This window comes from Pedobacter ginsengisoli (assembly GCF_030244015.1).
Taxonomy (GTDB): Bacteria; Bacteroidota; Bacteroidia; order Sphingobacteriales; family Sphingobacteriaceae; genus Pedobacter; species Pedobacter ginsengisoli.
The window spans coordinates 114,830-126,703 of the sequence record NZ_JASSYX010000004.1 but is presented as its reverse complement, the minus strand read 5'-3'; the positions used below and the strand labels follow the sequence as shown (position 1 = coordinate 126,703).

Annotated in this window: 9 protein-coding genes; 5 read left to right on the top strand and 4 right to left on the bottom strand. The window is 41.3% G+C overall.

The features are described 5' to 3' along the window. Positions 1 to 22 precede the first annotated feature (22 nt). Together QEP08_RS17880 and QEP08_RS17875 are read left to right on the top strand one after the other, a co-directional pair. Entirely contained in the window at positions 23 to 3,310 is a 3,288-nt protein-coding gene (locus tag QEP08_RS17880; protein ID WP_285059998.1) for a SusC/RagA family TonB-linked outer membrane protein, read from the top strand. Between the two features lies 1 nt (position 3,311). After that, the gene (locus QEP08_RS17875; RefSeq protein ID WP_285059997.1) at positions 3,312 to 5,081 is read left to right on the top strand and encodes a RagB/SusD family nutrient uptake outer membrane protein; all 1,770 of its coding nucleotides are present in this window, start codon (positions 3,312 to 3,314) and stop codon (positions 5,079 to 5,081) included. Between the two features lie 145 nt (positions 5,082 to 5,226). Here QEP08_RS17875 and QEP08_RS17870 read toward each other — a convergent pair whose 3' ends face one another. From QEP08_RS17870 to QEP08_RS17855, 4 genes are all read right to left on the bottom strand, one after another. Continuing rightward, complete coding sequence (locus QEP08_RS17870) at positions 5,227 to 6,825, bottom strand: sialidase family protein (RefSeq protein WP_285059996.1); 1,599 nt, start codon at positions 6,823 to 6,825, stop codon at positions 5,227 to 5,229. A 260-nt stretch (positions 6,826 to 7,085) separates the two neighbouring features. Continuing rightward, a complete protein-coding gene (locus QEP08_RS17865) occupies positions 7,086 to 7,424 on the bottom strand; it encodes a hypothetical protein (protein WP_285059995.1) in 339 nt (112 codons plus the stop codon). 22 nt (positions 7,425 to 7,446) lie between these two features. Beyond that, on the bottom strand, positions 7,447 to 7,668 hold the full coding sequence (locus tag QEP08_RS17860) for a hypothetical protein (RefSeq protein WP_285059994.1): 222 nt from the start codon (positions 7,666 to 7,668) through the stop codon (positions 7,447 to 7,449). Positions 7,669 to 8,012: 344 nt separating this feature from the next. Next, on the bottom strand, positions 8,013 to 8,516 hold the full coding sequence (locus QEP08_RS17855) for a DUF6265 family protein (RefSeq protein WP_285059993.1): 504 nt from the start codon (positions 8,514 to 8,516) through the stop codon (positions 8,013 to 8,015). A 100-nt stretch (positions 8,517 to 8,616) separates the two neighbouring features. Here QEP08_RS17855 and QEP08_RS17850 point away from each other — a divergent pair, with 100 nt between their 5' ends. The 3 genes from QEP08_RS17850 to QEP08_RS17840 all read left to right on the top strand — a co-directional run bounded on the left by QEP08_RS17850 (position 8,617) and on the right by QEP08_RS17840 (position 11,762). Continuing rightward, positions 8,617 to 9,846 carry a hypothetical protein gene (locus tag QEP08_RS17850; protein WP_285059992.1) on the top strand — a complete coding sequence of 410 codons (1,230 nt, stop codon included), beginning with the start codon at positions 8,617 to 8,619 and terminating at the stop codon, positions 9,844 to 9,846. Continuing rightward, on the top strand, positions 9,839 to 11,116 hold the full coding sequence (hisD, locus tag QEP08_RS17845; RefSeq protein WP_285059990.1) for a histidinol dehydrogenase: 1,278 nt from the start codon (positions 9,839 to 9,841) through the stop codon (positions 11,114 to 11,116). Before QEP08_RS17850 ends, hisD begins: the two co-directional genes overlap by 8 nt. Positions 11,117 to 11,207: 91 nt before the next feature. Further along, entirely contained in the window at positions 11,208 to 11,762 is a 555-nt protein-coding gene (locus QEP08_RS17840; protein WP_285059988.1) for an RNA polymerase sigma factor, read from the top strand. The last annotated feature ends 112 nt before the right edge of the window (positions 11,763 to 11,874 follow it).

The following is an 11,874-nucleotide window of genomic DNA, read 5'->3' as shown; positions in this document are numbered from 1 at the left end:
AATACCAAAAACTCTGTTAATTATGAAACTAACAATGGTTTTATTTATAGCAACTACAATGCAGGTAAGTGCAACGGATTTTGCACAAAAAATAACAATTAAAAAAAATGACATTTCTTTAGAAACACCGTTAAATGAGTTTCTAAGAAAATCTTTTGGAAATCAAGCCTTATCCTACGGGGCGGAAAATAGAACGATTATTATTGCCAAGTTAAAAAAGACTTTGATTAATAGTAATACGGGGCTTTATTCTGCTATTGATGTTTCTGGCAGGGTTGTAGATTCCGAAGGGAACCCTCTCCCGGGAGCATCTGTAAAGGTGAAAAATACTACAAAGGCTGTGATTACCGGTGCAGATGGCGGTTTTCAATTGAAAGGGGTTGACGAAGGAGCTGTATTGGAAGTTTCGTTTATTGGATATGTGAGTGAAGAAATAAAAGTTAAAAAAGATTTAGGAAGTATTGTATTAAAGACAGCTGATTCAAGATTGGAGGAAATAGTAGTTGTAGCCTATGGAACCCAAAAGAAGGTGAATTTGACAGGGGCAGTTTCTGTTATCAATAGTGAAGCTCTCAAAAACAGACCTATCACCAATTTAGGCCAGGGTTTACAAGGACTAATTCCTAATCTTAACATTAAATTTTCCGACGGTGCTGCAGGTGCTAGTGCGTCTTTTAATGTTCGTGGTTTTACTTCTACAAACGGCGGAGGTCCATTGGTCCTTGTTGACGGAGTAGAGATGAATCCTAATTTGCTTAATCCAAGTGAGGTAGAAAGCGTTTCTGTATTAAAAGACGCCTCGGCTGCTGCTGTATATGGCTCCAGAGCTGCTTTTGGAGTGGTACTTATCACTACTAAATCCGCAAAAAAAGGACAGAAATTAAACGTCTCCTACAGTACAAACTATTCCTTAAATAAACCTACAGAAATTCCGGATCTTGTTGACTCTCGCGAGAATATCCAGTTCAGAGAGGAAAAAGCAAAGAATCTTGGAGAGGGTCCTCCTTTTGATGCAAAAACAAAAGCGCTTTTACTGGCACATTATAATGATCCTGCCAATAACCCATCGGCAATAATTAATCCGAATGATCCTACCAAGTACCTTTATTTTGCCAATACCGATTGGTTTGATGCTATTTTTAAGAAAACCAGTCCAATGAGGTCGAATAATGTCTCGTTGAGTGGCAGTAATAAAGATATATCTTATTATTTATCGGCGGGTTTACTGGGTCAGGATGGGATTTTGAAGTATGGTAATGATAGCTACAGCCGTTCAAACATCAGGGGGAAAATGGATATTGAAGCAACGAATTGGTTGAAATTTGATGTAAATACCGTTTTAACCAGTACACGACAAGATAATGTATATACTTATAGTGGTGTAGGGACTTTATGGCATGATCTTACTAGAAAAAGCCCTTTTCTTCCCCTTTTTAACCCCGATGGGACCAATACAGAGTCTCCTCTGGCTCTCTTAAAAGATGGAGGAAGAGATAAGCGTGCGGCAACAGATTCGTGGATAACTCTTGGAACTACATTAAAACCTTTTGAAGGGTTTCAGGTAAGAGGTTCATATTCTTATAATAGTTTTTATAATGAAAGGAAGCAGCATAAGAAAAAAGTGGAACGCTATGAAGGGCCGAGTGAGTTGTCAGCTAGCAGTACCGTTCATACTACTCCAACAGGAGTATTCTTAGATAATACCAGAAATGACTACTATGCCATTAATGTTCATGGAGAATATGAAAAGAAATTTCTGGAAAAACATTATTTGAAAGCTACATTAGGATACAATGAGGAACGGAAGCGGTTCCATTTTACGAGTTCAAGTAATCAGAATCTTCTTACTGACGAACTTCCATCTCTAAACCTTACAACAGGTACACCTGTTGCCTCAGAAAGAAGTACGGCCTGGGCGTTACAAGGGTACTTTTATCGCTTGAATTATATCTTCATGGATAGATATTTATTCGAATTTAACGGTCGTTATGATGCTACTTCTCGTTTTCCTAAAGCAGACAGATGGGGTTTCTTCCCTTCCGTGTCGGCTGGATGGAGGGTTTCTCAAGAGCCTTTCTTCCAGGCGTTGAAACCTATCGTTTCAGAATTTAAAATTAGAGGTTCTTATGGGGAGTTAGGAAATCAATCCGTAAATGATGAAACTTCCAACAGTCTGAACTTCTCTTATCTTCCTACATTAGGATCTTTCAGACCAGGCGCTATTTTAGGCAGCGATCGCCCGCTTTCGGTGCGTAATCCTTTATTGGTAAGTAGTACATTGACTTGGGAAACGGCAATTTCCAGTAATATAGGAGTAGATGCAGAAATGTTTGCTTCCAGACTACGGTTTTCATTTGATTATTTTCAAAGACGGGTTAAAGATCAGCTTGGACCAGGTTTAGCAATTCCTGCAACTTTAGGTACTGGTGCACCAAGAGCTAATGCGGTAGAATCAGTTACGAAAGGATGGGAATTGGAAGCTTCGTGGAGACATAAAGTAGGTGAGGTAAACTATAACTTAGGCTTCAATATTGGAGATTCACAGGCAGAAATAACAAAATATAATAACCCAACCAAAAGTTTATCAGCGGCTTTCTATGAGGGACAAAAAATAGGTGAAATATGGGGTTTTAAAACCAATGGGTTGTTTGAATCTAACGCTCAATATAAATCATCAGGGTTAAATTATTCTAATAGAACAGGGCTGCCTATTGCGGGGGGTGATGTATGGTACCGAGATCAGGATGGAAATGGAATTATTGACAGAGGTACTGGAACGGTAAATAATCCGGGTGATTTAGTAGTCATAGGAAATAATACGCCGAGATATACTTTTGGAATTAATCTGGGTGCTGAGTGGAAGGGCTTTTCTATCGATGTATTCATGCAAGGTGTAGGCAAAAGAGATATGGCATTATATGGCGGATTATTTTGGCCGGATGAAAGTGGAACCCCTCAAATTAATCATTTAAACTATTGGACTGAGATCAATAAAGGTGGGTACTGGCCAAGGGTTTTAGGTAGCCAGGGAGGGTTTAATTATGAAAATTCGGATAGGTACCTACAGAATTTCGCTTACCTAAGAATGAAACAATTGACCCTGTCTTATAGTTTGCCATCAACTTTATTGGAGAAGACATTGTTTCGATCAGCAAGTATTTATTTTACCGGACAGAATTTATTTGAAAAAGATAAAATCATTAGTGGATTTGATCCTGAAATCTCATCGGATGGATTCAATGGTTGGGGCCCGGGAAAGAGTTATCCATTTCAGCGGTCATACTCTATAGGCTTAAATATTACTTTTTAAAATGGATTTGCATTTAAAAATAAATAAAATGGAAAAATACGTATATAAATATCAATGGATGCTCTTATTGGTACTCGCCTTAAGTTCATGCACTAAAGTATTGGATTTAACACCGGAAAGTGACGTCACAGCAGTAAACTTCTTTACTTCTGAAAGCGACTTTAGAGTTTATTCTAACCAGTTTTATGATTACTTTCCTAAGGAAGGCCGTGGTTTTAGTGATTTTGTCTGGACTGCAGATAACGATAGCGATAATCAAATTGCCAGTGGAAACGGTAATATTTTTGCTCATGGGACCAATACTGTTAATGACAATCCTCCGGATTACGGAGGCGGGGGCTGGAATTTTGCTAATATAAGAACAGTGAATTATTTCCTCGACAAATTGGAAACCTCTTCATTAACTGATGCCGCAAAAACTCGTTGGAGAGCTGAAGGCCGTTTTTTTAGAGCTCTTCTCTATTTTGATAAGGTTAGAAAGTACGGAGATGTACCTTGGTTTGATAAAGCTCATGCAGAAACAGACCCCGAAATTTATAAACCAAGAGATCCCAGAGCAACTGTAGTTGCCAACATTATTGCCGATTTAGATGCCGCTATTGCCGGCCTGCCACAACAAGTTGGCAATAAGGAGTATATAGACGTTTATGTTGCGCATGCCCTTAAAGCACGAGTTGCCTTGTTTGAAGGGACTTACAGAAAATACCATAAAACCACAGCACCAGCAGGTGACTTGCTTAACCAGGCTGTAAAGTCGGCTGAAGCGATAATGAAAGCCCCATATGTTCTCCATACTGAAGGAGGCCCTTCGAAAAGTTTTTATAATTATTTTGCTTTGGCACAACCGGCAACGAGCACTGAAACAATCCTGTCAAGAACTTTTTCTACTGCTTTGGGTGTTACAAGCTGGTCTCAACGCTTTATCGTTGGGCAGGCAATGACAGGTTTTTCTAAATCATTTGCGGATGACTTTCTTTGCAAGGATGGACTTCCAATTTCGTTGAGCCCCTTATTTGACAAAACAAAGGATTATGACCACATAGAGGACGAAATGGAAAATAGAGATCCAAGAATGACCCAGTCGATATGGAATAAAAAAGATTTGGTATTGGCCAGTCCCGATATGTATTTTAATGAAGACAATGGATTTGTGCCGCCTTTAAACGCTAATTTTCCAACTGGATATGGTATAAAAAAGTTTAGTAAAACTGATAGGGCACTACAGGTGCCGGATGCTGCAGGCGACGGCGTGCCAATATTTCGTTTAGGAGAAATTTATTTAATATATGCGGAAGCCAAGGCAGAACTGGGAACACTTACTCAAGGTGATTTAGATTTATCAATAAATAAATTAAGAGATAGAGTAGGAATGCCACACATGATGATAGGAAATTTAGTGCGCGACCCTGATTCTGATTTTGATGGTAGCATTGTGGAAGTCCCGGCAATTTCAGTACTTCTGGATGAAATACGCAGAGAGAGAAGAGTAGAGCTTGGGGCTGAAGGAATGAGAAGAGATGATCTCATGAGATGGAAAACCGGACAATTTCTAGCACAAACACCTTTGGGTGCAAAATTCAATCCTTTAGTTTATCCGGCGGCTGTAAATCAACCTTTTGCCAGAACTAACGCTGAAGGCTTTATTGAACCTTATAAAGGCTTGACATTTGTAAGGCAGTTTGATGAACGTAAAAATTATCTCTACCCAATTCCTCCAAGCCAGATTGGCTTGTATCCTTCAGGAGTATTGACTCAAAACCCTGGTTGGTAATGTATTTATGTGTATTGTCTGTTGATACCAGACAATACACATAAAATACTGGATTGCTTTTACAATCCCCCGTTCCATTTTCTTTAACCAATTTTGCAATCTTGGACGTGAAACATTCTTTATGATTTGTTTCTAGCTGAACTGGTCAGAGCAGTTCATTTATTTTTACAGTCTGAAATACCATATCGGCCTGACTGCTTTCATATAAAATTCCGATGGTATTATTATCTACACTGGTCAAGCAGGAATATCCCCTGCTTTTGCCTTCATCCAACAGAATCTTTTTATCTGCGGGCCACGTCTTGCCGTCATCATAACTTACTTTAATGGTTATATTTTTACGTGTCGTTTTAGAATCAGGATTAGAAAAGAGTAATACAGATTTTTTTTGTCCGTTCTGTATAAAATCATGCCTGATGACACTGGCCATACAAGTTGGCTCTGGCAAGGCATTATGCGATGTGGCGTGTATGGTCCAATCTTTCCCGAGATTTTTGGTTATTGCAATGGCTCTTCCATTGGTGCTGGTAGTATCATGGCTGTTGGCATTCGAACGCATGTTTAACATTAAAGTACCATCAGTAAGTTCCACAACCATGTTTTCAGTAGTTGCTTCCTGGGCTGCGGCTTTACTTGTTTTCCAGGTATTGCCACCATCTTTGCTAAAAGTAATATTGGAAAAAGGTTTCCCTTCAGCATCCCTTCCCTGCGTAGGAAATATGAGCGTGCCGTCCTTTAAGGTGATTCCCTGTCCGGGTGCAGGGGCCCATAGCCACCATTCTTCCTGTTTACACATTTTGGTCAGATTTATTGGTTTGCCCCAGGTCTTGCCGTTGTCAGTACTTTTTACGATCAGGAACTGAGCGGTTTGCTTAACACCAAATCCCGGCTGTGAGCCTTTAGTTATCCATTGATGGTTCCAGTCCTTACTTTCTTCGTTCAGGCCCTCTACCCATTTGCCTTGGTCATTAATCACACCATACATCCAAAGACCTGCTATAAAAATGGTTCCGGTATTTTTATCAACCAGGATATTTGCATCAGAAACTCCATTAAATTTTTCGGGAAGGTCACCCCAGGTTCCCATATCCATTACAATTTGCATAGGCTGCCATGTTTTACCTTTATCAGTGCTTCTGGACAGACCGATATCTATGTTTCCCTGCAGATCTCTTTCACCATCATAACGGACGTCGTAAGTTGCCAGTAAAGTACCATCACTAGCTGTTGCAAGGCCTGGAATCCGGTAAGTATGCACATTGTCCTGCGTATGCTGCCTCAAAGCAATACCCAGCCGATTGCTGTAATTATCAGGTGCTATTTCCAACCGACCGGTGTTTAGTTTCACGCTGGTTGCATTTATATTTAAAAATGCGCCGGCGTCAGCAGATTCCTTTAAGGTAAGGGCCAGCCGAAGGTATGTAGTACCTTTTTGAAGAGGCAATGCCCCTGTGAAAGTATTACTTTCTTTTATGCTCCCGGTTTCCGCAAATAATGTTATAGGTTCTTTATTTTTTATTATGTCTATGGCCATTGAATCTCTGCTGGCAAGCAGTTTAACACTTTTGATAGCATCCAGCGATACTGTTCCCGTGGTCAGAATATCAACCTCCTGTAAGGTAGCAGTCTCTTTAAGATCAATTTTAATATGTAATACAGTATTATTCTCTTTTCCTATGACCAGGGGGATTCTGTATTTCTTTTGTGTAGCTTGATTTGCCTGTGCCACCAGGATTACAGGCATCAGACAACATAAAATATTAAGGTTAAAAATTCTTCTTATAGCTTTCAAGGTCAACGTGTTTGATTATTTTGATAACGATAGTTCCTAATTACTTATGTAGTACATAGCAAAATGGCAAGTATTTTTGGTATCGCCAAATTATTTATCTGATAAAGTACAATAAGCCCTTTATTTAGAGTTTTTTATGCATTCATAATCTGGATATAATTCGGCAAAGCTGCCATCCTAATGAAATATTTAGTGCCAGTGATACCCAATATTTAATCCACTTTTTTCGGTCGACGCCTGATCCAGGCAAACATCTTTCTTTGAAGCAGGTAATCCGGGTTGTCGTCATTCGCATAAGCCTCCACTTCAAAACAAATATTGCGGTAGGCTTTATCATGATCCCGGTAGATGAGCAGGTTGAACAGATAGTTTAAGAAATAAAGCACATAAAAAGGCAAGACCAAGAGTTCCAGCTGCTGGTGAAAATGGATGAGTTCATGCCGGATGATCCGGCTGATGACACTTGCCTTCTGGTTTTTGAAAATCATAAATGGATATACCGCCATTGCCGTCGCGGGTAATTTGCTGATGACAATAATCCAGTATCTCATCGTATACAATAAGTAGGTTTAATCAAGCCTGTTCCAGACCGTCAATATACGCGCCGATGGCAACCACGTAACACTGCTCCAGATAATCTTCCGTACGTTGAAGCCATTCTGAGCCAACTTTATAGAGCATGATCTCTTTTCCGTTGTTAAAATTAAGCTTCCATACTTTAAGCTTTTTATACGTAGTGGCAAAGATTTTAACGATCTGGGTAGTGCCGTCTGACAACTTGATTTTGTAATCCATTTTGACGATTGAATAATGACCAATTTAGTACTTATTTATTCATAAATGTAACAATTTCAAAAATCTTACATGAGTAAGACGATGCTTTAAGAGACTGCCGTGCCGAGCCTGCGGATATGGACAAGGTGCGGGAAAAAAGCTTTCGCACCTACTTCTGATACCTATATGCTGCTATATCTTTATAACCACTTCTCAACCTTTGCCAGGGGGTTGCTAGGGGGTTGCATGATCCCCTGGGTTATACAACTATGTCAGAACCTCCTACCTGCACCCATGACAAGTACAATCAGATATACTATCACAAAAGTAACAATAAGGGAAAAGAGCCTTATAGGCAGCTATTGCTATTTTAAGCGGTTAAATACAAACAGATCCTTGTATACCCATTTGCCATTCTCCTCATTGCCCCTGGCAATAACAAATTGATTGGCAGAGCGTTTTTCATATAAAATGCGCAGGCCACCACCTTCTTTCTGGAAAATCGCACGGTCCTTGGCAGCTTCCACAAAAATATAGCGGTCTTGCTTGTCTTTTTCTTCCACTCCGATCAAACCTGGTTGAAAGTGTTTTACCATGGAGATCAGTCCCTGTTCAGATTGTTCGTATGCCAGTATTTCATAGAGGTCCGCCTTACCACCCTTCATCATGCGCATGAAACCAAGTATATTTTCGCCTTCCGGTGCCAGCCAGACGCCTTCGATAGATTGCCCCCCGGGGGTAATTGCTTTCCATTGTCCCTGGATAAAAGCAATGTCAGCAACAGAACCTTTGGGCTGTGTCTGGGCATAAGTTTTCGGCAACAGGCCAATAAATAACAAAAGCAGCAGAAAAGTATAAGTGTGTTTCATAACAAAGATTAAAATGAAATATTTAAGAATTAAATATAATCATCATTTTAATCATCAGCAAAGCTTTTAGCAAACGGAATGCAGATTTAATTCGGGGCAAATGAATAAAAGTATTATGAATGTAAAAGATCGTAGCGTTGTTTCTGAAAATGCCGCAATAAATTTGATCATGGCAAAATATCTTTTCATCTTCTTCTTTCTTCATCTGTATAGTTCTGACTGTGTAAAAGCGGCTGAATTAAAATATAAGGACACGGTGACTGTAACAAAAATCTGGGACAAGGGCGGCCACCAGGCCTTCACCGATCTCATGCAGTTTAAGCGTGCATTTTATTGTTCATTCAGAGAAGGTGAAAGTCATGTTGCCGCCGGAAGCAGCGGAAAGATCCGGGTACTCAAGTCAAAAGACGGATCAAAATGGGAAAGCATAGCCTTGCTGGAAATTGACAACCTCGATCTGCGTGACCCCAAGCTTTCGATCACACCCGACAACAAGCTGATGGTCACCCTGGCCGGTGCGGTATTTCAGAATGGCGTTCCAACAGTGATGGTACCAATGAGTGCCTTCTCTGATCAGAACGGCACGAACTTTTCGACACCCGTAAAATGTGTTCTCGATCCAGCCATCCATCCGGTCCAGGACTGGATATGGCGGGTCACCTGGTACAAAGGAGTAGGATACGGCGTCAATTACCAGCTAAAGGAAAACGCGAAAGACCGGACAACCCTAAACAAAGACGCCTGGGTTCCTTATCTGATGAAAACCACTGATGGCATAAACTTCAAAAATATAAAGAAGCTGGAGGTCTATGACCTGCCAAATGAATCAACCATCCGCTTTGATCATGAAGGAAAGATGCGCATTCTGATCAGAAGAGAAGCCGGCGACAGGATGGGAGTACTTGCAGAAAGTATGCCACCGTACAAACAATGGACCTATACCAAACTGGACTACAGGCTTGGCGGCCCTAATTTCATATTTTTTAATCAAACAAGACTGCTTATCGGGACCAGGATATATGATGAGGGCCCCTCTACCGGGCTTTATGTTACAGACCTCAAAGGCAAAATACTTAAAACCTTAAAATTGCCGAGCTCGGGCGATACCAGCTATCCGGGAATGCTGATCGTAAAAAATGAACTGTGGACATCATATTACTCCAGTCATGAAGGAAAAACGAGCATTTACCTAGCTAAAATTCCATTGCGTAAACTTTCGAATTCGCAGGCAAACTCCGGAATTTTATACAATAATACCACTAATGGAGAGAAAAGTAGTACCAGTCTCCTTCACAGAAACCGAAATTTGGACAAAAATTATCATGGCTAGATTTATAAAAACAGGAAAAAGCGAAATCGAACTTAAAGAAGCAGACTCGGAAATCAGAGAAACCGTTAGCCGCATCATCAGGGATATAGAAACGCAGGGAGATGCCGCAGTCAGAAAGCTGTCAGAACAATTTGACAAATGGTCTCCCGTTTCCTTTCGTTTGAGCGAATCAGAGATCAGCGAAATCGTAAGCTCCCTGCCAAAACAGGTCATCGAGGACATTAAATTTGCCCAGGAACAGATCCGTTTTTTTGCTGAAAAGCAGAGGGCATCCATTACAGATATTGAAGTAGAGACCAGGCCCGGCGTTTTTCTCGGGCACAAGAATATCCCGATCAACAGTGCGGGGTGTTATATTCCGGGTGGGAGATACCCGATGGTGGCCTCTGCGCACATGAGCATCCTCACCGCCAAGGTTGCAGGTGTTAAAAGGGTGATCGCCTGTACTCCGGCCATACACGGAAAGATACCGGCGGCTACCGTTGCGGCAATGTTCCTCGCAGGTGCCGATGAAATTTACATACTTGGCGGCATTCAGGCCATGACTGCAATGGCCATTGGTACAGAGACCATTCTGCCGGTAGACATCATTGTTGGTCCGGGTAATGCTTTTGTAGCCGAGGCAAAACGTCAGCTTTACGGAAGGGTAGGAATTGATCTGTTTGCGGGACCAACAGAGATCCTGGTGATTGCAGATGAAACGGCAGATGCAGAAATGGTTGCCTGCGACCTGCTGGGTCAGGCCGAGCACGGACCGACATCACCTGGAGTATTGATCACCACTTCAGAAAAACTGGCACATGAAACCATTAAAGAAATAGAGCGCCAGCTTGAAACCCTGCCTACAGCAGACATTGCCGGGGTGGCCTGGAGAGACAACGGTGCCATTATCCTGGTTGAAAGTGAAGATGAAGCCATAGCAGAGGCGGATAAATTAGCCTATGAACACGTTGAAGTACTCACCAGGGAGCCAAATGTTTTTCTGGCCAGAATGACCAATTATGGTGCATTATTTCTAGGACCGGAGACCAATGTCGCTTATGGGGACAAGGTCATTGGCACCAATCATACCCTTCCCACCATGAAGGCGGCCAGATATACGGGCGGGCTTTGGGTCGGTAAATTTTTGAAAAACTGCACTTACCAGCGCTGCACACCAGAGGCAAGTGCCGAAATCGGGAAATATGCCATGCGCTTGTGTGAAATTGAAGGATTCATGGGGCATAAAGAACAGGCGGCGCTGCGTGTACGGCGCTATGATAAAAAATAATAGCACGGGGCAGGCTATTGGCATACGAATTCGGCAGATAGTAATTTTATCCGCAGATTTTCTTAACATTGCGATAACCTAAACCAAACCAATGGACAATAAGCTTGTACATCATTTATTGTGGGAACGCATACGTACAGGCGATAGAGACGCATTTTTCGATCTTTATAAAGCACTTTACTATGAGCTTGTCAATTTCGGCATCCGGGTCTGCGGTGATGCCGAAACATCAGGTGAAGCAACAGACCAGGTCTTTATCACCATCTGGCAAAAAAGAGAACAATTGGACCGGGTTGACAATGTACCCGCCTACCTGCGAACCTTTCTGAAAAGGAAGATCCTGCGCATGCTCGAACGGAAACGCAAGATCAGCGATGCACTCCAAAATGCTGGAGCTGAAGGAGAATGGATGGAGATGTCCTATGAAGAATTCATTGTAAAAGTCCAAACTGACGAGTTGGTAAGGTATAAACTAAAGAGTGCCTTAGAAAAACTGACCTTCAGGCAAAAACAATTGATCCATTTAAAGTTCTTTGACGGCCTCAGCTACGAACAGATAGCCGAGCAAACCCAGCAAACCATTAAGACAGCATATAATACCGTTTATGACGCCCTGAAAGTGCTCAGGAAAGAACTCAAAGACTGAGGATTTTCGTTGTCAAAAGACCAAAAGACAAATATTTGTGCGCCTGTAGTAAGAAAAAGTAAAATTTTCTTAGGAAAAAAAGGATTTTTCAGGCACTGTTACTATAAACGCA

What these genes read in the sequence shown, in the direction of transcription:
- QEP08_RS17880 (WP_285059998.1), top strand. Translation starts at nt 23, where the DNA reads ATGAAACTAACAATGGTTTTATTTATAGCAACTACAATGCAGGTAAGT.
- QEP08_RS17875 (WP_285059997.1), top strand. Translation starts at nt 3,312, where the DNA reads ATGGATTTGCATTTAAAAATAAATAAAATGGAAAAATACGTATATAAA.
- QEP08_RS17870 (WP_285059996.1), bottom strand. Translation starts at nt 6,825, where the DNA reads ATGCCTGTAATCCTGGTGGCACAGGCAAATCAAGCTACACAAAAGAAA.
- QEP08_RS17865 (WP_285059995.1), bottom strand. Translation starts at nt 7,424, where the DNA reads ATGAGATACTGGATTATTGTCATCAGCAAATTACCCGCGACGGCAATG.
- QEP08_RS17860 (WP_285059994.1), bottom strand. Translation starts at nt 7,668, where the DNA reads ATGGATTACAAAATCAAGTTGTCAGACGGCACTACCCAGATCGTTAAA.
- QEP08_RS17855 (WP_285059993.1), bottom strand. Translation starts at nt 8,516, where the DNA reads ATGAAACACACTTATACTTTTCTGCTGCTTTTGTTATTTATTGGCCTG.
- QEP08_RS17850 (WP_285059992.1), top strand. Translation starts at nt 8,617, where the DNA reads ATGAATAAAAGTATTATGAATGTAAAAGATCGTAGCGTTGTTTCTGAA.
- hisD (WP_285059990.1), top strand. Translation starts at nt 9,839, where the DNA reads ATGGCTAGATTTATAAAAACAGGAAAAAGCGAAATCGAACTTAAAGAA.
- QEP08_RS17840 (WP_285059988.1), top strand. Translation starts at nt 11,208, where the DNA reads ATGGACAATAAGCTTGTACATCATTTATTGTGGGAACGCATACGTACA.